The sequence below is a fragment of the Lysinibacillus sphaericus genome, from assembly GCF_001629735.1.
In the GTDB taxonomy this organism is placed as follows: Bacteria; Bacillota; Bacilli; order Bacillales_A; family Planococcaceae; genus Lysinibacillus; species Lysinibacillus pinottii.
The window spans coordinates 415720-440817 of sequence record NZ_CP015224.1; the positions used below are offsets into that span (position 1 = coordinate 415720).

A 25098-nucleotide genomic window follows, 5' to 3' on the forward strand; every position below is an offset into this window, starting at 1 on the left:
ATACTCTGTCGTAGATTAAAAGTAGTTTAATATAAGCATTAGGTGCCCATTAAGGGAGAATAGGGAATAAAGTGAAAAACTTTAGCGGACCCGCCACTGTAAAAGGGAGTTTAATAGTGAAGACCACTAGCTCATTGCTGGGAAGGTACTATGAAATGTTGAACTTAAGCCAGGAGACCTGCCTATTTGCTTTAAGAATATAGATGATGGAAAAGTCTGTAGTTTATTTGTCATGACAATAAACTACAGGCTTTTATTTTGTCTTCATGAAGAACGAGAGGAGAAATGACAATGCAATTATTACATGACACGATTCAAAACATTCAAGGCGCTGATAAAAATAGTAGGGAGCAAGCAAGAAAACGAATAGATATTCTTTGTAAGCCTCCAGGAAGCTTAGGGAAATTGGAGTCCATTGCTGTGCAACTATCTGGAATTACAGGCCAGTTATATCCGATGATTGATAAAAAGGTGATGATTGTCTGTGCAGCAGATCATGGAGTTTGTGAAGAAGGCGTGACGCCGAATCCTCAAGAGGTTACTTTATTTCAAACATTGAATTTTCCGAAGGGAGGTACAGGTGTTTGTGCAATTGCAAGTGTGACCAATACCAAAGTTGTAACGGTAGATGTTGGAGTTAAGGAGGATATCCCTCTCAATGCGGATGTAATCATCCAAAAGGTGAAATATGGAACAGGTAATATAGCACAGGGCCCTGCTATGTCTAGAGAGGAGGCTATTCAATCCATAGAAGTGGGGATTCGTGTGGCAACAGACGAAATTACAAAAGGGGCCAACCTACTTGGAACAGGTGAGATGGGCATTGGTAATACAACGCCGAGCACAGCAATCTTAGCTGTTTTGACTGGCTATGACCCTATTCAAATAACCGGGTTTGGAGCAGGTGTTGGTCAAGGAGGAATTGCTCATAAAGCAGCGGTCATTGAAAAAGCAATTATGCTTAACCAACCAAATCCTAACGATATCATTGATGTACTAGCTAAAGTTGGAGGGCTAGAGATTGGGGCTATGGCTGGTATTATACTTGCTGCCGCAAGTCACCGAAAACCTGTTGTGATTGATGGTTTTATTTCGACTATTGCTGCGCTTATAGCTTATCAAATTGAACCGAAAGTAAAGGACTTTATCATAGCTTCTCATGCTTCGGAGGAACCCGGAGCTAAAATAGCCGCTGAATTGTTGGGAGTGGAACCGATGCTGCATATGAATATGCGGTTAGGAGAAGGTTCAGGTGCAGCCCTAGCCTTTCCTCTATTAGATGCTGCTTGCTCAATGATGAAAAATATGGTGACACTGGAAGAAGCAACGAATCTTTTGGCTAAATAGTTACTGAAAAACAAATAAGCGCAAATAGTTAAAGAGCTATTTGCGCTTATTCGTTTTTTTTTATCAATGATAGACTCTATGCCCGATTCAACCTTCGCAAAGGTAAACGCCATTTCATCATATAGGAAAGAATACGTAATGCTGTAATTACCGCAAATAAAATATAAAGGAAGATATCTCCTGTAAAAACTTCAAATCCAATAACAAGCCCTGCGAGAGCAGCCCACACACCATAGACTTCGTCACGAAGTACAAGTGGTTTTCGTCTAGCTAATAAATCACGCACGATACCACCACCCGACCCTGTTAAGACCGCAGCTACGATGACAGCACTAATCGGCATATCCAGCTTTACGGCGTAGAGTGCGCCTTGAATAGCAAATGCTGATAAACCAATCGCATCTGTAAAATTACCCCAACGATGCCAATGTTGAATCAAATGATGTGGAAAAATAAAAAATATGGTAATTGCAGCAAGCGCAATTTGAAACATCATATCCTGTCCCCATAATGTCGTGACAGGTAGACCGATAAGTAAATTTCGAATAGCCCCTCCACCAAAAGCAGTGACAATACCGAGTATATAAACACCGAATAAATCGTATTCCTCTTCCATTGCAATAATTGCCCCAGAAATAGCAAAGGCAATTGTACCGATCATACTAAAAACTTCCCAAGCCATCCCTTTCACCCCTTCTATCAATAAATGAACCTCATTCCTAAAGTTGAAAGATCCTGTAAGTAACAAAATCTATGAATTTAATAGCCAAAATTAAACATTAAATACGCTTCTTGAAATAAGTCCGCACATTAGCTTAGCGTAAATTTCACTCAGAAACAATAGGCAAGTTTTACAGGGACCTATACAAATTGATAAGATGTTAATGAAATAAAGAAAAACATCTGTCATAAGCGTTCATTACAAGTAGACAATCAGGGAATCCTAGGATAATCGAGGTCCATTTAGATATAGAATAAAGTTTACGGAATAATATGCATGACAATTGTGAAATGGAGAAGAAAAGAATGACGTTTACATCTAATTTATCAGCATCGACGCTATCTTTAGCGGCAACAATAGAAGAAAGAGTGAGACCTTTTCATGCTAGGGTGGAAGAGATGGCGTTTTATAACCAACAAAAAGTGCTAGCGGCATTTCGTAAGCATCAAGTGAGTGATTATCATTTACACCCATCCAATGGCTATGGCTATGACGATGAGGGACGCGATAATTTAGAGCGTGTCTATGCTGAGGTGTTTGGAGCAGAGTCCGCCATTGTTCGACCGCAAATTATTTCAGGCACACATGCAATTACGCTTAGTTTATTCGGTGTGCTGCGTCCTGGTGATGAGTTGCTCTATATTTCTGGACAGCCATATGATACGTTACAATCCATTGTTGATGGTGGTGACAAAGATACAGGTTCCTTGAAAGATTATCAAATCGGTTATTCACATGTTGAGTTACTGGATAATCAAACCATTGATTGGGAAGGAGTGGAAGCGGCCATAACGGCAAAAACGAAAGTGATTGCCATTCAACGATCAAAGGGCTATGCAACGCGACCATCCTTTTCTATAGCAGAGATTGCTGATATGTGTGCAAAGATTCGTGAGCTAGCTCCACAGGCCATTATTTTTGTTGATAATTGCTATGGTGAATTTGTAGAAAAGCAAGAGCCTACAGAGATTGGTGCTGATTTAATGGCGGGCTCTCTCATTAAAAATCCAGGTGGAGGATTAGCGAAAATTGGAGGTTATATCGCAGGCCGAGCAGATTTAGTGGAGAAATGTGCGTACCGGATGACTTCACCTGGAATCGGGGCAGAAGCAGGAGCTACATTAAATACATTGGGTGATTTTTATCAAGGGTTTTTCCTAGCTCCACATGTTGTATCACAAGCATTAAAGGGCGCCATTTTTACGGCAGCTATGCTGGAGGAAATAGGGATGAATACATCTCCAAGTTACCAGGCACATCGGACAGATTTAATACAATCGGTTTCTTTCCAAACCGCACAGCAAATGATTGACTTTTGTCGGGAAATACAAGCCAACTCGCCAATAAATGCTCATTACGCACCAGAACCAGCCTATATGCCAGGCTACGAGGATGATGTCATTATGGCAGCGGGGACATTTATCCAAGGCTCCAGCATAGAGCTAACAGCAGATGGGCCGATACGACCTCCCTTTACAGCCTTTATACAGGGTGGGCTAACTTATGAACATGTAAAATTTGCAATTTGTAGTGCGGTACAAGCTATTCAAAAATAGAGATGAGGAAATGGACAAACCGTAAATTTGAATAGTTTTTTACAATTTTCTCTCGGATTGAAAAAAATAGTGCCAACCATGTTAGGAAACCTGACATGGTTGGTTGACAGTGAAAAAATTTCGTTATATGATAAGCGGGTATTGGAGGAGGACTTAAATGAGTCGTGAAATTAGACGAACTATGCCGTTATTATCAATGAGTATTGTAATGCAATTAACTGAGCTCTCGGCACGACAAATTCGTTATTATGAAGAACACCATTTAATTGAGCCGCACCGAACAGAAGGCAACCGTCGAATGTTTTCATTAAATGACGTCGACACATTGCTTGAAATTAAAGACTACTTAGAACAGGGTATGAATATGGCGAAGATTAAAAAGATATTTGCTAAAAGGAAAAATCCTGTTTCTACAATTGAAGAACAAGATTTAAGTGATTCTGAATTACGTCAAATTATGCGCGAAGAAATGCGTCAAGCACAGCGCATGCAAAAATCATCCATCCGACGAGGGGATTTATCTCGATTCTATTAAAAATAGGGTAGGGTAAACATAAAAGCTAGACAAATTATAGGAGTGTGGAAAACTGTGGGTAAATTCACAAAAGAGGACATTAAACGTCTCATCGAAGAAAAGAATGTAAGCTTTATTCGTTTACAATTTACAGATATTCTTGGCACAATCAAAAACGTTGAGATTCCTGTAAGTCAATTAGACAAAGCACTAGAAAATAAAATGATGTTTGATGGCTCATCTATTGAAGGCTTCGTTCGAATCGAAGAATCAGATATGTATTTATATCCTGATCTTGATACTTTCGTGGTATTCCCTTGGACTTCTGAAAAAGGGAAAGTGGCACGTCTTATCTGTGATGTTTACACTGCGAAAGGCGAACCGTTTGCTGGTGACCCACGAAATAACCTAAAACGTATTCTTAAAAAAATGGAAGATATGGGCTTCTCAAGCTTCAATTTAGGGCCAGAGCCTGAATTTTTCTTATTCAAATTAGATGCAAAAGGAGAACCAACTTTAGAAGTAAATGACCATGGTGGTTATTTCGATTTAGCTCCAACCGATCTTGGTGAAAACTGCCGTCGTGATATCGTATTAGAGCTAGAAGAAATGGGTTTTGAAATTGAAGCCTCTCACCATGAGGTTGCTCCTGGACAACATGAAATCGACTTTAAATATGCAGACGCTGTTACAGCTTGTGATAACATCCAAACATTTAAATTAGTAGTGAAAACAATCGCTCGTAAACACGGTTTACACGCTACATTTATGCCAAAGCCATTATTTGGTGAAGCTGGTTCTGGTATGCACTTTAACGTGTCACTATTTAAAGGTAAAGAAAATGCATTTTATGATGAATCTACGGAATTAGGACTATCAAATACAGCTATGCAATTTATGGCTGGTGTCCTTGCACACGTACAAGGTTTCACGGCTGTTACAAATCCAACAGTTAACTCTTATAAACGTCTAGTACCTGGTTATGAAGCGCCATGTTATGTAGCATGGTCAGCACAAAACCGTTCACCACTCATTCGTATTCCATCAGCACGTGGTCTGTCAACTCGTGTAGAAGTACGTTCAGTGGACCCATCCGCAAACCCATACTTAGCGATGGCTGTTATTTTAGAGGCAGGTCTAGAAGGTATTCGTCAAAACTTGACACCACCAGCAGCTATTAACCGTAATATCTATGTGATGTCGGAAGAAGAGCGCCAAGCGAATGGTATTGAAAACCTACCAGCAGCACTTGACGATGCTTTAACATTACTGGCTAAAGATAAAGTAGCGCAAGCAGCTTTAGGTGAGCATATTTATGCTAACTTTAAAGAAGCAAAAGAAATCGAGTTCGATATGTATCGTACAACTGTACATCAGTGGGAACGCGATCAATATTTAAAAATGTATTAATAACGAATAAAACCGAGTACCTCTAAGAGAGGCTACTCGGTTTTTTTGTTTGAAATAATGAACGGGTATTACTCGCCCCCCTCATTATTTATTAATAGCCCATATGTTTATGGGGATGATGCGGCATATGACAAGGGTTAGGTGGCATACCGCACATTGTATGTGTTTCACAGCATTCATTAACAACTGACTCTGTGCATGGGAAATAGTATTGGTGATCAATCATATGTTTGTTCACTGTTGTGACATGTGCTGGTTGTACATGTGGAACAACTGTATGGATATAATTTGTGCGAACATATTGCTCTGGTGGTAAAAATTGTGGTGGATCAAATTGCATGGGCATTGTTTGTGGCGGACAGCAGTGTGGACCTTTTGCCGGATGGCGTCTTCGTTGAAACATGTTATAACCTCCTGTTTTGATAAGTTGTCGTTCATTATTAAGATATGAGATAGACGTCAATAGGGACTATTTATTTGCCTATTATTGAATAGGTAAATCTAACAAGTCACTGGAATGGTAGAACATCTAATGTAGAATTGCCTTCACATTAGGTGAAAAAAGGAACTACAAATCGCATTTTTCACATTCTATTGTTGTCAAAATAGTAGTGAATCGATCTAGTGTTTAAACAATAGTCCTCTGCATCTTGCGATAATTGTGTCGAAATTTTTACAAATAACCAACAAACCTAATGCTTCCAAACTATAGATGATTGAGTTGGAAGCTAAATTAACAATAAAATTATTAAAAAAGTATATTTTTTGAAAAAATAGATATTGTCAAGCAAACAGTCATACAGTATACTCTTTAATTGATAATGATTATCGTTATTGATTATAATTTAGGAGGAAATGTATGTCGAAATTATCACTACGTAACAAAAATATTTTTATTCTTTTTGCATTAGTATCAATCTTCTCTCTCTTGATGGTTGGATGTGGAGATAAAGCATCAAACACTAGTAGTAGTTCGCAAGAAACTGATAAAGCTGAAGAAGGTAATACAGAGTCTTCTAGCCGTGAAATTACCCACGCTATGGGTACTACGACAATTGAAGGAACACCTACAAAAATCGTTACGCTATACCAAGGGGCTACTGATGTTGCAGTAGCAATGGGCATTAAGCCAGTAGGAGCAGTAGAATCTTGGGCAGAAGCACCTTTTTATAATTATTTGAAAAAAGATTTAGATGGTGTTGCAGTTGTGGGACAAGAAACACAACCAAATCTTGAGGAAATTGCAAAGCTTAAACCAGATCTAATCATTGCATCGAAAGTTCGTCATGAGGAAATTTATGATCAGTTATCACAAATTGCTCCAACCGTTGCTCATGAAACGGTATTTGATTTCAAAGGTACAGCAGAAATGATGGGTCAAGCAATGAATGAGGAAGAAAAGGTTAAAGAGTTATTTGGAGATTGGGATACGCGAGTTGCTGATTTCCAAACAAAAATGAAAGAGAAGCTTGGCGATAAATGGCCATTCCATGTTGCGGTTGTCAATTTCAGAGCAGACCATGCACGTATTTATGTAACTGGATATGCAGGTTCTATATTGTCAGAGCTTGGCTTCCAAGGTCCTAAAAATTTAACTGATGACTCATTGGAGATCGTCAAACTAACAGATAAAGAAAGTATTGCGCAAATGAATGCCGATGTCATTTATATGTTTATGGAAAATGATGACGCTGTGAAAAAGAATTATGAAGAGTGGACAAATCATCCTCTATGGAAAGAGCTCGATGCTGTGAAGGCAAATCAAGTTTACCAAGTAGATGAAATCAATTGGAATCTAGCTGGCGGATTGATTAGTGCTAATTTAATGCTAGATGATATTTATGACAAATTTGAATTAGATAAATAGAGAAAGTGATTAGGGCTGTTTAAAGTGTTAGAGAATGCTTGAGAGACAGCCCTCTCCTTGTAGTGTTTCGCCTATAAAAACCTACAACTTTTCTCAAAAGATAAAATGTGGTTCAAGAAAGTTGGCGCAAAATGAGAATTTTTCTTTCTACTACCTCGATGAAACAAATAGGGTTGTTCATCAGTTGTTTGGTCCTATTGCTGACGTTTATGTTCAGCATAACTATTGGTCAAACATCTATTCCCTTCTCGTCAATCTATGATGCCATTTTTCATTATGATGCTGCTAATAAGGAGCATGTCATTATTCGAACATCTAGATTTACAAGAGCTGTGATCGCTACAGTAGTTGGCGCAAGCCTTGCTATCTCGGGAGCATTGATGCGGGCATTAACAAGAAACCCTTTAGCAGCTCCTGATATTTTAGGTATTAATGCAGGGGCAATATTTTTTATTGTCAGTGCCATTACTCTTTTTTCTGTTAATTCTTTAATGAGTTATATGTGGATTGCCTTTTTAGGTGCTGGTGCAGCGGGAGCTATGGTGTTTTTCCTTGGATCATTAGGAAGAGATGGTTTAACACCGATTAAAATAGTACTAGCTGGTGCAGCGATTACAGCTCTATTTGTCTCGTTTACGCAGGGGCTTTTAGTAATTGATGAACAAGGTTTACAAAGTGTACTATTTTGGCTAGCGGGGTCAGTATCAGGTCGTAGCATAGACATGCTCATACCTGTCCTACCATTTATTTTAGGGGGCACGATCATAGCAATAGGTATGGGTCGTTCTATAAATATTTTACAATCAGGTGATGATATTGCAAAAGGATTGGGACAACGAACAATGGTGACGAAACTCACACTTGGCATCATCATAATTATTCTTGCAGGTAGCTCAGTTGCTGTAGCAGGTTCGATTGGCTTTATTGGTTTAATTGTCCCTCATATAGCGATTCATCTTGTTGGCATGGATTATCGTTGGATTATACCGTACAGTGCGGTATTAGGAGCCATACTGCTGTTGCTTGCAGATATAGCAGCAAGATACGTAATTATGCCATTAGAAATGCCAATTGGTGTAATGACTGCATTAATTGGTGCTCCTTTCTTTATTTATATTGCACGAAAGGGGTTAGCTAAAAATGTCTAATTATAGGACGATTCGAACGAAATCCGATCGCATATCTTTTCAAATCGCCAAAAAGACTTGTTGGATTATACTACTGTTAAGCTTATTATTAGTCATCATAACGATTATTGGTTTATCTGCGGGTAGCGATTTTATTCATCCTGTCACCGTAGTGAAGGAATTATTAGGCTACGGAAACGGAGAGTACGATTTTGTCTTACATACATTAAGGCTTCCGCGTATTTTAATGGCCTTATTAGTTGGTGCTGCGCTAGGAGTTGCTGGTTTAATTTTACAAGGAATCATAGGCAACCCTTTAGCTGCTCCAGATATTATTGGTGTAACGAGTGGGGCGTCCATGGGTGCGATTATTTTTATCGTGTATTTTATGGGGTCAGTGGGCATTCAATTTTTACCGTTAGCTGCCATTTTAGGTGCGGCTATTATCTCCTTTATCATTTACCTGCTGTCATGGAGAAAAGGTGTCACACCTATACGTATGGTGCTTATTGGAATTGGGATTTCCGCGTTAGCAAAGGCAGTGGTAACTATGCTGTTGGTGATCAGCGAGGTAGCCGCAACAACGAAGGCCTATCTATGGCTGACAGGTAGTTTGTATGGGGCAAATATGACAGATGTCTACTTGCTTTTACCATGGGTTACTCTCTTATTACCTCTAACATTTGTTTTAGCGAGAACCGTCAATGTGAAGGAATTAGGAGATGACATTGCGATAGGGCTGGGCGTAAAAGTTCAAGTGTACCGTTTGCTCTTTTTACTTATTAGTGTAATGCTAGCTGGTTCTGCAGTTGCTTTTGCTGGTGGAATTGCCTTTGTTGGATTAGTAGCCCCACATATGAGTAGATTGCTAGTAGGGCGTTCTTTTGCAGGATTAATACCTGTTACGGCTATAATTGGTGGCATTATTGTCATTGTAGCTGACATTGTTGCACGTACAGCCTTTTTACCAAAGGATTTACCAACAGGTGTCTTTACGGCTGCAATTGGAGCACCATTCTTTATATATTTACTATTTAGAACGCGCAATCAATAATGCCCAATGATAAATGAGTTAAAAGCGTGAGAGAAGAGGGTGAAGGGATTTTGAAAAACGTCTTAGAAGTACAAAATCTAGATGTTAGCTATGGTGAAAATCTTATTTTAGAAGATTTGAATCTTCAAATACCAAAAGGGAAAATTACGGTACTAGTAGGTGCCAATGGCTGTGGAAAATCTACGCTCCTTAGAACGTTTGCCCGACTGCAAAAACCAAGGTCAGGTGAAATTTTCTTAGAAAATCATCCACTAGACGCCATTTCAACTAAAGAGGTGGCAAAACGTTTAGCCATTCTTCCACAGGGACCTGTTGCACCAGAAGGATTAACTGTCCAACAATTGATTAAACAAGGTCGTTACCCTCATCAGAGCTGGTTAAAGCAATGGTCTACAGAGGATGAAACTATTGTGAACAATGCTCTTGAGGTGACACAGATGACCGAATTTGCGGATCGCCCAGTAGATGCATTATCAGGTGGACAGCGTCAGCGTGTGTGGATTGCTATGACATTGGCTCAAAAAACGGATCTTATTTTACTAGATGAACCTACAACCTATTTAGATATGGCTCATCAAGTAGAAATTTTAGATTTACTATTTGATTTGAATGAACATGAAGGCCGTACAGTTGTTATGGTATTACACGATTTAAACTTAGCCTGTCGTTATGCTCATCATATTGTAGCTGTGCGAAATAAACGGGTATACGCACAAGGAAAGCCAGAGGAAGTGGTGACACCTGAGATGGTACAAGCGGTCTTTCGGATGGACTGTACCATAATGAGAGACCCTCTATTTGGAACGCCATTATGTGTTCCGCATGGTAAGGGACGAACAGTTCAGATGGAAGCATTTGAGGAGGTAGCGGCCACTTGAGCAACAAATTGTCAGCTGAAGAAATACCCATACTATTAAGCGATTATCGATTGACGTTTGAGCCCGCGATAGACGCTACTTACTCCATAAGAGCGGAAAATTTATTGGACTCTGAACTGGCCCTAGTCTATTTACAAACAATCGCACCTTTTTTTCAATCGGCCTCTTTATTAGTGACAGCATCGTTATTTGGAAAGCGTTATAGTGTCTTGACGATGGCTTCAGCATTCTATGCCATGTCGAGATACGATAAAGGGCTACACGTTGCTATTGATAATATTTGGGTGGAAGCAGAAGGACATGCGAAGCCATGGCTACCTAACGTTCGGTTCATAGATCATACGGTGTCTGTGCCAACAATTGATCGTAAATCATGGCGTGACGAGGTGCTGAAAGGAATTTTTGCGGACAATCTAGCAAAAGTGTGGCAGTCATTAATGAAAGTAAGTAAAATCCCAAAAACAATCTTATGGGAAAATACAGCTATTTATGTCAATTGGCTATATGAAACGAAAATAAGAGAAGGGGCCAATGAGCAAGAAATTACTCGCCTACAAGAGGATTATGCCTATATTGTACATGAGGCACCAGGTGCTCTCTTTGGCGAGAAGAAAAATCCTCTGACTAAATATTGTGGACCTAAAGTGACAATAAAGGAATCTGAGCAACCTATCCGCTTAAGAAAAACATGTTGTTTCTATTACCATACATCTGATGAAGCAAATGACTTTTGTATCTCCTGTCCTAAAATCAAAAGACTCGTCTAACCTCATAAAGTTTACAAATTCCTCAAAGTGAATAAATGTGATGTTTATTCACTTTTTACTTACTTTAAAAATTTCTGTTTGTTATCTTATATAATTGTTATACTTGATTGAAGCATTTGTTGCCTGTATAAAAATTCAGAAAAATGTGAGATTGAACCAATGGCTTTATAGCGTTTAAAATAGTTTTATAACACAGTAATGTTATAAAAACATGAATGATGTGAGTATTTTTCTGTTTAAAACTCAAAACTCTATTGTTTTTATAATAGTACTATAACAGGTTATGAGGGGAGGTTTTGAATGAACACAACATATAGAGCTTATAGAATAGTAGATTGAGAAATAGATCAAGTTGCAATTTCATGATTAATAGAAATGAGGTTTTAATCAAAAAATGAAAAAATATGCTGTTTCTACATATGTTTATTTTATCATCCCTTCTTTAATTGGTATTTTTCTATTTATGACACCTGTCTTAACAGAAGAAGGCTGGAAGGTACCAATTGCAATTTTAGCAAATGTTTTAGCAACTATTGTTGCTCCTATTATTAGTTATTTTACAATTTTTATGTTTGCTATTTCAGCAATTGGCGCACTTATGGCTAAATTTATTCCTCGTAAAAACGTAAAAGAGCCAAGTATTTTAGATACATTGTTTTATGTTAATTGGTTTTGGACGATTACCCGCTGTATCGGCTTAGTTTTTGCTTCAATGGTTGTCTTTAACTTTGGTCCTTTTGCCATCAACAACGAAAATACTGGTGGACTACTGATGGATCCTAATGATGGTCTTGTCACATTTTTATTTACCATCTTCTTGTTTGCTGGATTCCTCTTGCCGTTTTTGACTAATTTCGGGCTTCTTGAATTTTTCGGTACAATGATGGTGAGAATTATGCGACCCCTATTTAAAAGTCCGGGCCGTTCTTCCATTGATGCCCTTACATCATGGGTCGGTGATGGAACGATTGGTGTTTTAATGACTAGTAAACAATATGAAATGGGGAACTATACCAAAAAAGAAGCAGCTATTATTGCAACAAGCTTCTCGGTAGTATCTATTACATTTTGTATCGTAGTATTGGATACGGTTCATTTGGCACGCTATTTTATTCCATACTATTTAACAGTTGTCTTTTGTGGAATTGTACTAGCGATTATTATGCCCCGTATCTATCCACTTGCACAGAAAGAAGATACATATATAGATGGTACGCCTGTAGACTATTCACGTGAGGAATTACCAGAGGGCTATAATTTAGTCTCACATGGCTTAGAAAATGCACTTGCTGTTGCCCATGACAATCGTGACCCACGCAAATTTATTAAAGATGGATTTAGAAATGTTATTGATTTATGGGTTGGTGTTGCGCCTATCGTAATGGCTTTTGGTACGATTGCCCTAATGCTTGCCGAATTTACGAGTATCTTTGTGATTTTAGGCAAACCCTTTGAGCCTATTTTAACAGTACTTGGTTTACCAGAGGCGGCACAAGCAGCACAAACAATGGTTGTGGGCTTTGCAGATATGTTCCTGCCTTCTATTTTAGGTGCAGGGATTGAATCTGATACCACTAGATTTGTCATAGCAGTTGTTTCAGTCACGCAGTTAATTTATATGTCTGAGGTGGGTGGACTTATTTTAGGTACGAAAATTCCATTGAAATTTTTCGATTTAGTGGTGATATTTATATTACGTACACTTATCTCACTTCCAATTGCTGCATTAGTGGGCCACCTTTTATTCTAATCAAAATGCCAAGTCCTAGATGGACTTGGCATTTTTCATGGAATTTATAGCATAGGATTTCTTTACTCGCTTCCATAAAACAAGCATATAGACAAATAGCACTAAAATAATAAGATAACCACTAAGCGTAGGGCTCTCTACATTTCCCATAAAGTTAAAGAAATTATTGAATCCGTGGAAAATAATGGTAATAATAATCGATTGCCCATCTAAAATAAGTAAAGAAAGAACAAGGCCCACTAAAAGGGCATAGATGATTTGAATAATAGTATCTTCAAGCGATTGCCCACCAAGTAATTGTAAAGCATGTGTAATGCCAAACAATAAACTAGAAATGAATACCGCTGTAAATGCACCCTTGGCAAGAAGCATTCGCACCATAAGGCCCCTAAATATGGTCTCTTCTATAAATGCCACAATAAGCACTTGCATTAAAAACATAAAAATAAGATCGCTAATCGATGTGAGATTTAATCCTTTAGTACTTACAAGGATGATTCCTAAAACAAAAAGTAGCGGTAAAATCATTAATAAATGATTCTTTTGAATAGGATGAAAGAAATACATTTGCCAGTTTTTTTTCAGGGCAATATAAATGAAGAGTCCCAATGCTAGTGGAACTAACATAACAAACTGTAACAAAGGGCTTGATGGTTCTTTAATAGAAACAAAAGCTCCGTTACCAACATAGAAAAGTATGATAAGAAACTCTAAGCCAATTATTTTGGCAATCACTTTTTGTTTCATTCTGTTCATTTCCTCCTAATCATGCTAGCAGTAATTAATAGGAAGACACTTAAAAAGAGAGTGCTTCTGAAAAAAAATAGGGAAATACATTCTAAAATGATGTTAAAATCCACAACACGTAATAAATGTACTCGTCGTAATTAATGAACTATTATCCATTGTATCAAATTTTTTCCTCAATTTTAGATTGACTTTTTTTGGTGAGATTTGCCGATTAAATATGCACTAAAGGGGAGAAAGGAAATAATTTTTATGAGCAACATACAGACGACAAAACTAGCTAGAAAAAGTGAAATAACTTGTAGAGAAGTGGTAGGGAGTAATGCACTATAGGGAGCTAGATATTCTTGAATAAGCCAGTGAATTAAAAAGATACCAAAGGAATAACGACTTATGGTATGGATGAAGGACAGCTTAGGTAAAATTTGGGCAAATGTTAAAATGAAAATCGTCATCGCTAACACAAATAGAATCATATCGATTCTTCTTGATGTAATTTGCTGGTCGCCCAAATAATAATTTAAATAGATAATGACTGTTGCAAGTATAACCGATAAAACGGTAAAAAATTTATATTTAACGAGATAATATGTGAATCTTTCATAATGACGACCCATGAAATAGGCAAATACAAAATAAGGAAGCCAGCCTACGAAGAGCAGTCGTATAAAATGATCGTTATTTACGAAATAATCTATATTTAATTTTGCTAGTGTCATATAGAAAACCCCTAGTAAGAACATTATGGGAGCAAACCATATACAGGATAGATTATATTTTTTTACCATAAAAAATAGAATATAGAGCTGAAAAATCGTCATGACAAACCACCCAGAAAAATCCCCCAAAATAATGTGACGATACAGGGCATACCAAAAATTTTCATGATAATGAAAGGCTGCATTAGCCGCATATAAAATACCAGCAGCTACAAACGGCATGACGATAAACTGAAATCGATGCCATAAAAAATGGGAAGGCAGCTGATGTTGATAGCGATTAGCTAATATTAAAATGGATAATAAAATGAAAATGGGTGTGGCGGCACATAGCACAAGTCTAAAAAATTGATAGAAAGGTTGATCAATAAAGCCATTAATAATTTCAATATTTGTCGTCGCGTGCAATAGCACAATACTTAAGCAAGCAATAGCTCTCAATGCGTTCCACTCGTACACCATCTCAATCACCCTCGATTTCAGTAAATTGGCGGGCATCTCCTGCCAGGATGCAACCTTACTAACTATATGAATTTGGCATTATGGTTACAACCGGTCTGTCTTTCACTCGAAAATAGTTTAGTTCGCAAATTATTATTAAAAATACCTAGTAAACTTGTCAAAAGCTCCATTTTTGCATATGTGTTACATAACCTCCCTGCATATACTGGTTCAAGAGGGGGGGAGGTGAGCTTTTATGAGAATTAACTGGAAGGTTCGTCTTCAACATATACCATTTTTATTAGGTCTATTTTCATTGTTACTCTTACTCGCACAACAAGTAGGAGCGATTTTCGGCTTTGATTTGACAGCTGCAATAAGTGAGCAAATTGCAGCTATTTTAAATACAGTTCTATCTATTCTTGTATTAATGGGTGTCATAGTAGACCCAACGACAAAAGGTACAAGTGATAGTGAAAAGGCATTAATGTATAGGAGACCACGATAAAGTATTCAAAAAGTGTAATTTTACAATAAGGATAAATATGTTATAATGTTAGAAAATTGATACAGTGGGGAGGATGATTGAATGTCCCTTGAAATGGAACGAAGAGTGGCTAAACTTGAGGAGGAAATGGCAGAGTTACGTCAGGAGTTAAGTGAATTAAGGCGAATTCAAAGCAATGAGAAAATAAATACTCTTGATGCAAGACAGTCAATGATCGAGCAATCGGTTCCAATAAAACCAAAACCAACACCAAAACCAACAGTGGAGTCGAAGACTACCCCAGTCAAAACAGCACAAAAAGAGGTGCAACCACAGCCATCGATGGAGGAACGTGTTATGTGGGCACTTCCAAAAGTATTCATGGTTATTTTAGTTATGGGGGTACTTTGGGGTCTCAAACTTGTTAGTGACTATGGTTATTTATCGAATGGCGTGAAAATCATCCTTGCCTATTCATTATCGGTAGGATTGGCGATTATCGCTTATATTCTGGAACGTAGAAAAGTAGGCTCTCCCGCTATTACCGTCTCATTATATGGCGGAGCATTTATTGTTGGTATTTTAACGACTGCAGCTAGTGCCATTTTATACGAGATCATCCATCTCACACCAGCGCTTGGTATTACGATTCTTTATATTGGCTATGGTATTGCAATAAGTTACTTAAAGAAAAATGAGGCATTAACTATTTTTGTTGCTTTTACCTCATTATTACTACCTTATTTATTAGAATATATGGACTTTAGTGCCATCATTATTTTACTATTTGTTATCGTTTTATTTGCCATGCTGCAATTGGTTGTCCAACAGCACAAGCAGAAGCTTGCCCTTTATATTTCAGCCTTTTTCTCAGTGGTGGCAATAGGTGTTGTTGCATTTATGAATCATGATAAGCAAGTTGTCTTTGCTTTTGGTTTACTTGCTATACTAGCCATCTTTTATGCAAGCTGGTGTCGATTATTTCATGCACAATCTAAATGGAGAGCTCTTCATATTGGGCTCCAATTTTCGTTAGGGTCATTTAGTTTATTGCTGATGAACCTGATCATACGCTCACTAGAATATGGGGAAGCAGTGCTACTTGTTTTGTTTGGTTTATTCATAGCATTATCGTTTTATAGTCATCGTCAAAAATGGCAGGAAGTATTTGATAGTGCTATAACACTCGCATTTATGACCGTATGTAATACGGTACTTATCATGAATATACCTGATAAAGTGGATGATTTACTATATCCATTGATCGCATTTGCAGGTGTAATGATGAGCTTACGATTACGGGCCAGTATGATGAAGGTAGTCACATCATTTTTCCTTGTGATGACATTGTTGCTAAACTTTATTTTCCATGAACCAACACCATTTATGAGCTTTAATCATGTAAGCCTGTTCATGCCGATTATTTATCTTGTAGTCATTTACTTGTATGCTAGACGCCCAAAAGAAACGTTATCACCTTTTGAGAAAGTCATGAAGGATGTATATGCTATTGATATTTTAGCAGTAATCACCACAGGCTACTTCTTAGCTTATATGAGCAAACTAGATACAGCCTATTTTGCGGCAACAAATGGCATTCAGTATTTGATGTGTATGGCACTAGCTGCTTTGTTTGCAGGAACTCTGCTCGTGTCAGAGAAATTCAAAGGGCGTGTTCTAACGCCTGTGCTGGGAGCATTCTTTATCGTATTTTCTTTGATGGTCAGCGCAAAGCCTTCTATGTTGGACAGCTTAAGTATGATGACCAGATTAGTTTATATAGCAGTAATAGTGGCGATTATTGTGGACGTTCTAGTAAAGGGCCGTATTTATCGGCTATATGCAGAACGAATGGGGAAATATGTAGACGCTATTGTTAGCTCAGGTGTCGTACTCACAATGATCTCGATATGGGGGCTCGTTCATCAATTTACGTATAGTCATCTACTTGATTGGAAACTAAGTATAGCTCTTACAACGATTACATTATTTCTAACCGCGAGTATTTCGTTATGGCTTAGTTCCACGCAACAATTAAAAACGCTTCGCACTACAGGCTTTGTTATCTTAGTCATTGCGTTTATCAAGCTGATTTTCTTCGACCTATCAGCACTTGATTTATTAATTAGAGCTGTTCTATTTATAACAATTGGTGGCATTGGCATGCTGTTATCAGGTAGGTTACTGAGGAAATAAATAAAAGAGATTCCAATGATTTTTGGAATCTCTTTTATCTTGTGCTAAACTGATAATACTCTTACTCTACTCCTTCTTTCTTCTTATCGTACTTTAAATCCTTTGTGAAAATATTCCTCAAATACATCACATATTATCTATGTCCCTTGTTCTGAATAACATTGGTTACGTGTATTACCGAGCAAAACTACAATAATTATATGAATAGGCGCATCATACGGATTGTATGGGCGCCTATTGGTTTAGGAGGACATAAATTTGGAAATGGCTTATACAATTATCATTTTTTTATTTGGTCTAGTGTTTGGCTCTTTTTATAATGTAGTTGGCTTTCGTGTACCGCGGAAGGAGTCTCTTGTACTTCCTTCCTCCCATTGTACAAACTGTCAGAGACCATTGACGGTTCTTGATTTAGTGCCAGTATTGTCTTATCTGTTTATAAGAGGAAAATGTCGGGGCTGTGGCTTTAAAATCTCGTCAGTATATCCAGCGATAGAATTGTTGACTGGAGGATTATTCGCCCTTGCTTATTTGAAGCTAAACTGGAGCATGGAATTCATAGTAGCTTTATCGTTCATCTCATTGTTAGTCATTATAGTTGTTTCAGATTTTACTTATCTGTTAATTCCAGATAAGATTCTTTTATTCTTTTTGCCTATATTGGTCATTGGACGTGTACTATCACCTTTAACACCTTGGTGGGACAGCCTATTGGGTTCACTCGTTGGTTTTGGCATATTATATAGTATTGCGGTTTTATCGAAAGGTGGAATGGGAGGAGGGGATATTAAATTATTCTTTTTAATTGGTCTTGTTCTCGGTACTATTCATACGCTGTTGACTTTATTTTTAGCTGCTATCATTGGTATGATAGTCGGAATAGTTGTCTTATTAAAGCGTAAACAGGGAAGAAAAACACCTATTCCCTTTGGCCCATCAATTGCATTAGCCGCTAATATTGTTTATTTCTATGGAGATTCGTTCATCAAGTGGTACTTAGGTTTTTGGTAAGTATTTAATCTTCAATTTTGTGGAGGGGAATCAAGTGAAGCCGATTATTGGAATTACAGCTTTTGTAGAAGATGATTTATCAGCTCATTTAAATGCTGCTTACAGCAAAAGTATTATTGAGGCGGGCGGTATCCCCCTCATTATTCCGTTAGGGGTTGAGGAAGATGCTGCACAAATTTTAGCCCTTACGGATGGCTTATTGCTATCGGGAGGCTATGATGTACATCCTTTTTTATTTGGAGTGGACCCTTCACCAAAGTTAGGTAAAATTCATCCAGCTAGAGATGCCGTAGAATTAGCATTAATTGAGGCTGCATTTTTACGAAAAATGCCTATTTTCGGTATTTGTCGGGGTATCCAAATATTAAATGTTGCATTAGGCGGGACGTTATATCAGGACATTGATAGTGACCATTATAGTACAAAGCTTATTAAACATATGCAACAGGCCGGTAGATCAGTAGCAACGCATTATGTACAAATTATTGCGGAGAATTTATTAGCCACTATTCTGGAACAAGAGAAAATTGCCGTCAATTCTTTTCATCATCAATCAGTGAATGTACTAGCGGAGAATTTAAAAGTTGCAGCGAAATCAAGTGATGGCATTATTGAAGCAGTGGTACATGAGGAATTACCATTCTGCTTGGCTGTCCAGTGGCACCCAGAGGAATTAGCTATAGCAGGAGATCCGCATGCACAAAAGCTATTTGCAGCGTTTATTGAAGCGAGCATAAAATTTAAAAAAGAGGCTTAAAAGGCCGTTGTCAAAAGAATCCAATAGTTTATGGATTCTTTTTTTGCGTAAAAAAGAGGATTTATGCTCAGTGAAGGAACACAATCCTCAAACCCTCATTTAATTAATGTACACGGCGATACAGACCAACAACTTGTCCCAAAATGGATACTTGATCGACGATAATCGGTTCCATTGATGAATTTTCAGGCTGTAAACGGAAATGGTTTTTTTCCTTAAAGAATCGTTTTACAGTAGCTTCATCTTCAGCTGTCATGGCTACAACAATGTCTCCATTATTAGCCGTTGATTTTTGCTTCACAATCACTAAATCACCATCTAAAATTCCTGCTTCAATCATCGATTCACCCATAATTTCTAGCATGAATAACTGATCCTCACTCGTGCCATATGTATCAGGCAGTGGGAAATACTCTTCAATATTTTCGATAGCTGTAATAGGAGAACCTGCTGTAACCTTCCCTACAAGTGGTACATGGATGACGTGTTGCTTTTGGATGGATTCTTCAGGTTCAAGAATTTCAATAGCACGTGGTTTTGTTGGATCTCGACGAATAAAACCCTTTTGTTCTAATCGAGCCAAATGACCATGAACAGTTGAACTTGAAGCAAGTCCAACAGCTTCCCCGATTTCACGGACTGATGGCGGATACCCTTTAGCTCGTACCTCGTCTTTAATGAACGCTAAAATGTCCTCTTGTCTTTTCGATACTTTTTTCATGATTGCTCACCTCTTTTTTCTAATATCATTCTTCTTATTTGATAGTATAACAGAATGCGAACACGTATGCAAACATAGGTTCGAAAAGTGTTTGACAAAAACGTTTGTTCGCTTTATTATGGGAACATATATTCCGAACAAACATTCTAGAAAAGAGGTTATAATGATGAAATGGTTAAAGAAAAATACACATATCACTATATTATTAGGTGCTTGTTTACTCTTCGCAAGTTACCTTTACATCACTGATCCGGGGGATGTTAATTACGCTGAAATTCAAATTGAACATGGGGATAGCTTGTGGTCGTTAGCCGAACAATACCGTGGTAAAATGAGTAAAGAAGATTGGATTAAACTTGTCAAATCAGAAAATGAGTTAGCAGATATTAAAATCGTGGCGGGTAAATCTCTAGTCATTCCAGTTTTGAGTGATCAAGCCAGTCCCATCAAAACCATTGAAATTGCGAGAAACGAACAATGAAAAATAATCAAATGACGGCTGTTGTCTATTGCCGGGTAAGTACTGAAAAAGAAACGCAAAGCTCCTCGTTAGAGCGCCAACAAGAAGAATTAGTGCTCTGTGCTAAAGAGCAAGGCTATGAAGTAAAGGGTGTTTTTAAAGATAAGCATAGCGGTTATGATGTTGAACGCGAAGGCTTACTTGAAATGCTTGATTTTATAAAAGAGAAGGAAGTAAAAGCTCTTTTTGTACAAGATGAAACTCGTTTAGGCCGTGGAAATGCCAGGATGGCAGTATTGCATTTATTACAAAAATCAGCAACAGATGTTTATTCGATGCGTGATGCAGGGCCAGTTCAATTAAACGAAATGGATACGATGCTACTAGAGATTTTAGCAATTGTAGAAGAGTATCAACGTAGAATCCATAATGCGAAAATCCGCAGAGGTATGCGACGTGCTGTGGAAAATGGCTATCGCCCTGAAAATAACCTATCCAATCGTGGGAATCCGCATGGTCAGGAACGGAAGGAACTCCCTGTTGATGAAATCGTGAAGCTACGTAATCGTGGTTTTACCTTTGAGGAAATTTCCATTACTCTTAGAGGATTAGGCTTTGAGGTAAGTAAGGCAACCGTACATCGCCGATTCCAAGAGCATCAAGAAAAATTAGCAGGCAAATAATATAGCCTGCTAATTTTTTTAATACAAGCTTTCGATAATAACATTTTGGGGTAGTTGAAAAGGGTTATCTTTATTAATTCGATCATAAAACATAATACCATTTAAATGATCGATTTCATGTTGTACAACGATAGATTCATAGCCTTTTAAAGACAAAATAAATTCCTGTCCATCAATAGTATAGGCTTTTACTTTAATTCGTTCATATCTTGGTACAAAACCGTGAACTGGTCGATTAACAGACAGACACCCTTCTCCCTCAGGCAAATAGATCATATTTAAAGAATGGCTCATTACTTTTGGGTTAATGAACATCATTTCGGGTTTTTGGTCATGATCTTCAAAAAGGACAGCAAACATTCTTTTATCTACGCCAATTTGATTTGCAGAGAGGCCACTACCAGGACGTAGCTTATACTTTTTTGTTAAAATCGGATCTTGGCTGTTTTTTAAATATTGAAGCATAGAAAATAATATATGTCGGTCCTCTAAGGGAACTGGTATGGCAACATCTTGTGTTTGTTTTCGTAATAGGACCGAGTGTTCTTTTACAAAATCTTTCATAGTAATCATGTAATCAGGATGAAATTTTGCCATCGAAAAATACCTCCTCCGTATTCAGAAGTTTTTTCAAGCTAATTTGTATGGTCGGATCATCCATTATTGACCAAGTGCCTAATACCATTTACAGGAACTTCTTCCATTTCCACGAGCTTAGTAGTTTAGTGTTTAATGTTCTTCTAACCTCCTAACAAATTGTCCCACTCTTCACGTAAGACTGCGTAATAGTATTCGTCCCACCATTCATCCCCATATGGTATACACTTTTTAAAAAAACCTTCACGCCTCATTCCGATTTTTTCCATAACTTTATAGGAAGCGATATTTTCGGGCTGACACGTTGCAATAATTCTATGAAGTTTCTTTTCATTAAATCCATAGTCTAATACAGCATGTGCAGCTTCAGAAGCAAAGCCTTGATTTTGGTAACCTGGATTTAGTACCCAACCGATTTCATATGTATGATCACCGAAATAAGGATGGAAAACAATATGACCAATCACTTGCTTGCAATTATTTGAAACAATAGCAAAATGTTTTGCTTTGTCGCTGCTATTTTCTTTAATAAATTTCTTTGCCTGATCTTCAGTGAAAACACCTTCAGGCATATAATGCATCACTTTTTCATCTGAAGTATAGCTATAAACAGCTTCCCAGTCCTGTTCTTGAAATGTTCGAATGAGTAATCGCTTAGTTGTCACGTTCACATGTATATCCTCCAATATATAGTTAAATTTTTCCTTCCATATAATACTTATACACTTCAAACATCTGGAAGTCATGTATTTTTTTATTTCAACAGATTGAATAAGGGTTGGTATAACTGCATTTAATGGGAAACCGTGCTATACTTTGCATACCGAAGTCAATAAGATAGGTACTGAAAGGTGTGTAACTATGTTATCAAAAGAAAAAATTAACCGTATAAATGAACTTTCTGCTAAAGCAAAAAATGGTCAACTAACGGATGAAGAGGCAAAGGAGCGAACAGCGCTTCGTAAAGAATACTTGGATACATTTAGAGCAACGATGCGTGATACGATTGAAAACGTAAAAGTGGTTGATGCAGAAGGAAATGATGTCACGCCAGAGAAGGTAAGACAAGCGAAAAAAAATAAATTTCTAAATTAATGTGACACAATTTAATAAAGCATGTATGAAAATACAAATAGTATAACAAAAGCATTGTTTTCTAAAGCAATGTTGACTAAACTGTAGAAGAACAATTATAGGACGAGAAAGGATGTCACAATATAATGACTCAACATGCGGATTTATTAGCAATTAATGCTATCCGAACTTTGTCAATCGATGCTATTGAAAAAGCAAATTCTGGTCACCCAGGTTTACCAATGGGGGCAGCGCCAATGGCTTATACGCTTTGGACAAAACAATTACGCCATAATCCAGCGAACCCAAAATGGTATAATCGCGATCGTTTTGTATTATCAGCTGGTCATGGTTCCATGCTTCTATACAGCCTACTTCATTTAGGCGGCTATGGTTTACCAATGGAAGAAATTCAAAACTTCCGCCAATGGGATTCATTAACACCAGGACATCCTGAATATGGTCATACAGTAGGTGTGGAAGCAACAACTGGTCCTCTAGGACAAGGTATTGCCATGACTGTAGGTATGGCAATGGCAGAGCGTCATTTAGCAGCTACTTACAATAAACCAGGTCATGACATCGTTGACCACTATACATTTGCATTATGTGGTGATGGAGACTTAATGGAGGGCGTAGCAGCAGAGGCTATTTCATTAGCTGGTCACTTAAAACTTGAAAAATTAATCGTGCTTTACGATTCTAATGATATTTCTTTAGATGGAGACTTAGAAAAGTCATTCTCAGAAAACGTCCAAAAACGTTTTGAATCTTATGGCTGGAATTATTTAAAAGTTGCAGATGGCACAGATGTTGATGCGATTAATGCAACTATTGAAGAAGCTAAAAAATCAACTGGCAAACCAACATTGATTGAAGTGAAAACAGTGATTGGTTTTGGTTCACCAAATAAATCGGGTAAAGCGGATTCTCATGGTGCACCACTTGGTACAGATGAAGTGGTATTAACAAAAGCTGCCTATGAGTGGGCACATGAGCCTTTCCAAATTCCTGCTGAAGTATATGATACTTTTAATGCTGCGGCTGAGGTGCAAGGAGCACAGTCTGAAGAAGCTTGGAATGCGAAATTTACTGCTTATAAACAGGAATTCCCAGAATTAGCAGCTCAATTTGAACAGGCTATGAAGGGTGAATTACCAGCAGACTTCGCTTCGGAATTACCAGTGTATGAAGCTGGTAAATCTGTAGCAACACGTTCTTCTTCTGGCGATGCGATTAATGCTATTGCTAAGAAAACTCCATCATTCTTTGGTGGCTCTGCTGACCTTGCTGGCTCTAATAAAACAACGATGAAGGGTGCAGGCGACTTCTCAGCGGACGATTATGCTGGTCGCAACATCTGGTTTGGTGTGCGTGAATTTGCAATGGGCGCTGCTTTAAACGGTATGGCACTTCACGGTGGTTTAAATGTATTTGGTGGTACATTCTTCGTGTTCTCAGACTATGTGCGTCCGGCAGTTCGTCTGTCAGCATTAATGGGTCTACCTGTAACGTATGTATTTACACATGACTCGATTGCTGTTGGCGAAGATGGTCCAACGCATGAGCCAATTGAACACCTTGCATCACTACGTGCAATGCCTAATTTATCTGTTGTTCGTCCTGCGGATGCAAATGAATCAGCTGTTGCATGGGAGCTTGCCGTTGCATCAGAAAATACGCCAACAGTATTAGTATTGTCTCGTCAAAACTTACCTGTTCTTAACGCTTCTATTGAAACAGTACGTGAAGGTGTGACGAAGGGTGCTTACACAGTATCTCCTGCAACTAAAGCAGTAGCGGATGCTATATTAATTGCAACAGGCTCTGAAGTATCTCTTGCAATTGAAGCTCAAAATGCATTAAAAGGTGAAGGTTTGGATGTAGCTGTCGTTTCAATGCCATCTATGGATCGCTTTGAAAAACAAGATGCTGCCTACAAAGAATCTGTTTTACCAAAAGCTGTCACTAAACGTCTTGCGATTGAAATGGGTGCATCATTCGGCTGGCATAAATATACTGGCTTTGATGGTGATGTGCTTGCAATCGATAAATTTGGCGCATCAGCTCCAGGTGAAGTAGTAATGGAAAAATACGGATTCACTGTAGAAAATGTAGTTGCGAAGGTAAAAGCGCTATAAGATTTTTAATAAAGTACCGCAACACTCAGCGTATCAATTCGCTGGGCGTTGCGGTACTTTTTATAGCATGTGA

At 37.9% G+C, this 25098-nt stretch carries 25 protein-coding genes and 1 riboswitch; of the genes, 18 read left to right on the plus strand and 7 right to left on the minus strand.

Annotated elements, in window-relative coordinates; all coding sequences use genetic code 11:
* Positions 1 to 23: 23 nt before the first annotated feature.
* Positions 24 to 201, plus strand: a riboswitch (cobalamin riboswitch).
* 90 nt (positions 202 to 291) lie between these two features.
* A complete protein-coding gene (gene cobT, locus A2J09_RS01935) occupies positions 292 to 1347 on the plus strand; it encodes a nicotinate-nucleotide--dimethylbenzimidazole phosphoribosyltransferase (RefSeq protein WP_036160989.1) in 1056 nt (351 codons plus the stop codon).
* Positions 1348 to 1423: 76 nt separating this feature from the next.
* Here cobT and A2J09_RS01940 read toward each other — a convergent pair whose 3' ends face one another.
* A complete protein-coding gene (locus tag A2J09_RS01940; protein ID WP_031419064.1) occupies positions 1424 to 2029 on the minus strand; it encodes a trimeric intracellular cation channel family protein in 606 nt (201 codons plus the stop codon).
* Positions 2030 to 2373: 344 nt separating this feature from the next.
* Here A2J09_RS01940 and A2J09_RS01945 point away from each other — a divergent pair, with 344 nt between their 5' ends.
* From A2J09_RS01945 to glnA, 3 genes are all read left to right on the plus strand, one after another.
* On the plus strand, positions 2374 to 3624 hold the full coding sequence (locus A2J09_RS01945; protein WP_031419065.1) for a methionine gamma-lyase family protein: 1251 nt from the start codon (positions 2374 to 2376) through the stop codon (positions 3622 to 3624).
* 157 nt (positions 3625 to 3781) lie between these two features.
* Positions 3782 to 4159 carry a MerR family transcriptional regulator gene (locus A2J09_RS01950; RefSeq protein ID WP_031419066.1) on the plus strand — a complete coding sequence of 126 codons (378 nt, stop codon included), beginning with the start codon at positions 3782 to 3784 and terminating at the stop codon, positions 4157 to 4159.
* Between the two features lie 54 nt (positions 4160 to 4213).
* Positions 4214 to 5548: a type I glutamate--ammonia ligase gene (glnA, locus tag A2J09_RS01955; protein WP_031419067.1), complete on the plus strand. Its 1335-nt coding sequence runs from the start codon at positions 4214 to 4216 to the stop codon at positions 5546 to 5548.
* A 91-nt stretch (positions 5549 to 5639) separates the two neighbouring features.
* On the opposite strand, the gene A2J09_RS01960 is transcribed toward glnA, so the two are convergent.
* A complete protein-coding gene (locus A2J09_RS01960; protein ID WP_025114030.1) occupies positions 5640 to 5951 on the minus strand; it encodes a CotD family spore coat protein in 312 nt (103 codons plus the stop codon).
* 456 nt (positions 5952 to 6407) lie between these two features.
* On the opposite strand from A2J09_RS01960, the gene A2J09_RS01965 reads away from it, so the two are divergent.
* The 6 genes from A2J09_RS01965 (at position 6408) to A2J09_RS01990 (ending at position 12991) form a co-directional block, all read left to right on the plus strand.
* Positions 6408 to 7415, plus strand: a complete 1008-nt coding sequence (locus A2J09_RS01965; protein ID WP_031419069.1) for an ABC transporter substrate-binding protein — start codon at positions 6408 to 6410, stop codon at positions 7413 to 7415.
* Positions 7416 to 7546: 131 nt separating this feature from the next.
* A complete protein-coding gene (locus A2J09_RS01970; protein WP_036160992.1) occupies positions 7547 to 8563 on the plus strand; it encodes a FecCD family ABC transporter permease in 1017 nt (338 codons plus the stop codon).
* Complete coding sequence (locus tag A2J09_RS01975) at positions 8556 to 9596, plus strand: FecCD family ABC transporter permease (RefSeq protein ID WP_012293373.1); 1041 nt, start codon at positions 8556 to 8558, stop codon at positions 9594 to 9596. Before A2J09_RS01970 ends, A2J09_RS01975 begins: the two co-directional genes overlap by 8 nt.
* A 50-nt stretch (positions 9597 to 9646) precedes the next feature.
* Positions 9647 to 10474, plus strand: a complete 828-nt coding sequence (locus tag A2J09_RS01980; RefSeq protein ID WP_031419071.1) for an ABC transporter ATP-binding protein — start codon at positions 9647 to 9649, stop codon at positions 10472 to 10474.
* Entirely contained in the window at positions 10471 to 11241 is a 771-nt protein-coding gene (locus A2J09_RS01985) for an IucA/IucC family C-terminal-domain containing protein (RefSeq protein ID WP_031419072.1), read from the plus strand. The genes A2J09_RS01980 and A2J09_RS01985 overlap by 4 nt, the downstream gene beginning before the upstream one ends.
* Before the next feature lie 394 nt (positions 11242 to 11635).
* Positions 11636 to 12991: a YjiH family protein gene (locus A2J09_RS01990; RefSeq protein WP_012293376.1), complete on the plus strand. Its 1356-nt coding sequence runs from the start codon at positions 11636 to 11638 to the stop codon at positions 12989 to 12991.
* A gap of 15 nt (positions 12992 to 13006) precedes the next feature.
* Here A2J09_RS01990 and A2J09_RS01995 read toward each other — a convergent pair whose 3' ends face one another.
* Together A2J09_RS01995 and A2J09_RS02000 are read right to left on the minus strand one after the other, a co-directional pair.
* Entirely contained in the window at positions 13007 to 13738 is a 732-nt protein-coding gene (locus A2J09_RS01995) for a CPBP family intramembrane glutamic endopeptidase (protein ID WP_012293377.1), read from the minus strand.
* 182 nt (positions 13739 to 13920) lie between these two features.
* Complete coding sequence (locus A2J09_RS02000) at positions 13921 to 14919, minus strand: acyltransferase family protein (RefSeq protein WP_227256914.1); 999 nt, start codon at positions 14917 to 14919, stop codon at positions 13921 to 13923.
* A 235-nt stretch (positions 14920 to 15154) separates the two neighbouring features.
* On the opposite strand from A2J09_RS02000, the gene A2J09_RS02005 reads away from it, so the two are divergent.
* The 4 genes from A2J09_RS02005 (at position 15155) to A2J09_RS02020 (ending at position 19349) form a co-directional block, all read left to right on the plus strand.
* Positions 15155 to 15406: a phage holin gene (locus A2J09_RS02005; RefSeq protein WP_012293379.1), complete on the plus strand. Its 252-nt coding sequence runs from the start codon at positions 15155 to 15157 to the stop codon at positions 15404 to 15406.
* 81 nt (positions 15407 to 15487) lie between these two features.
* The gene (locus A2J09_RS02010; protein WP_012293380.1) at positions 15488 to 17581 is read left to right on the plus strand and encodes a DUF2339 domain-containing protein; all 2094 of its coding nucleotides are present in this window, start codon (positions 15488 to 15490) and stop codon (positions 17579 to 17581) included.
* A 258-nt stretch (positions 17582 to 17839) separates the two neighbouring features.
* A complete protein-coding gene (locus tag A2J09_RS02015) occupies positions 17840 to 18592 on the plus strand; it encodes a prepilin peptidase (RefSeq protein WP_031419077.1) in 753 nt (250 codons plus the stop codon).
* Between the two features lie 34 nt (positions 18593 to 18626).
* Positions 18627 to 19349: a gamma-glutamyl-gamma-aminobutyrate hydrolase family protein gene (locus A2J09_RS02020; RefSeq protein WP_031419078.1), complete on the plus strand. Its 723-nt coding sequence runs from the start codon at positions 18627 to 18629 to the stop codon at positions 19347 to 19349.
* 103 nt (positions 19350 to 19452) lie between these two features.
* On the opposite strand, the gene lexA is transcribed toward A2J09_RS02020, so the two are convergent.
* Entirely contained in the window at positions 19453 to 20070 is a 618-nt protein-coding gene (gene lexA / locus A2J09_RS02025) for a transcriptional repressor LexA (RefSeq protein ID WP_031419079.1), read from the minus strand.
* A gap of 166 nt (positions 20071 to 20236) precedes the next feature.
* Between lexA and A2J09_RS02030 the strand changes: the two genes are divergently transcribed.
* Both A2J09_RS02030 and A2J09_RS02035 read left to right on the plus strand, forming a co-directional pair.
* The gene (locus tag A2J09_RS02030) at positions 20237 to 20551 is read left to right on the plus strand and encodes a cell division suppressor protein YneA (RefSeq protein WP_031419080.1); all 315 of its coding nucleotides are present in this window, start codon (positions 20237 to 20239) and stop codon (positions 20549 to 20551) included.
* The gene (locus A2J09_RS02035; RefSeq protein WP_012293385.1) at positions 20548 to 21213 is read left to right on the plus strand and encodes a YneB family resolvase-like protein; all 666 of its coding nucleotides are present in this window, start codon (positions 20548 to 20550) and stop codon (positions 21211 to 21213) included. Before A2J09_RS02030 ends, A2J09_RS02035 begins: the two co-directional genes overlap by 4 nt.
* An 18-nt stretch (positions 21214 to 21231) precedes the next feature.
* Here A2J09_RS02035 and def read toward each other — a convergent pair whose 3' ends face one another.
* Complete coding sequence (gene def, locus A2J09_RS02040) at positions 21232 to 21810, minus strand: peptide deformylase (RefSeq protein WP_012293386.1); 579 nt, start codon at positions 21808 to 21810, stop codon at positions 21232 to 21234.
* 143 nt (positions 21811 to 21953) lie between these two features.
* Positions 21954 to 22481, minus strand: coding sequence for a GNAT family N-acetyltransferase (locus A2J09_RS02045; protein ID WP_036160999.1), 528 nt, complete (start codon positions 22479 to 22481; stop codon positions 21954 to 21956).
* A gap of 190 nt (positions 22482 to 22671) precedes the next feature.
* On the opposite strand from A2J09_RS02045, the gene A2J09_RS02050 reads away from it, so the two are divergent.
* Positions 22672 to 22905, plus strand: coding sequence for a DUF896 domain-containing protein (locus A2J09_RS02050; RefSeq protein ID WP_012293388.1), 234 nt, complete (start codon positions 22672 to 22674; stop codon positions 22903 to 22905).
* Positions 22906 to 23030: 125 nt separating this feature from the next.
* The gene (gene tkt / locus A2J09_RS02055) at positions 23031 to 25025 is read left to right on the plus strand and encodes a transketolase (protein WP_012293389.1); all 1995 of its coding nucleotides are present in this window, start codon (positions 23031 to 23033) and stop codon (positions 25023 to 25025) included.
* Positions 25026 to 25098: the final 73 nt, after the last annotated feature.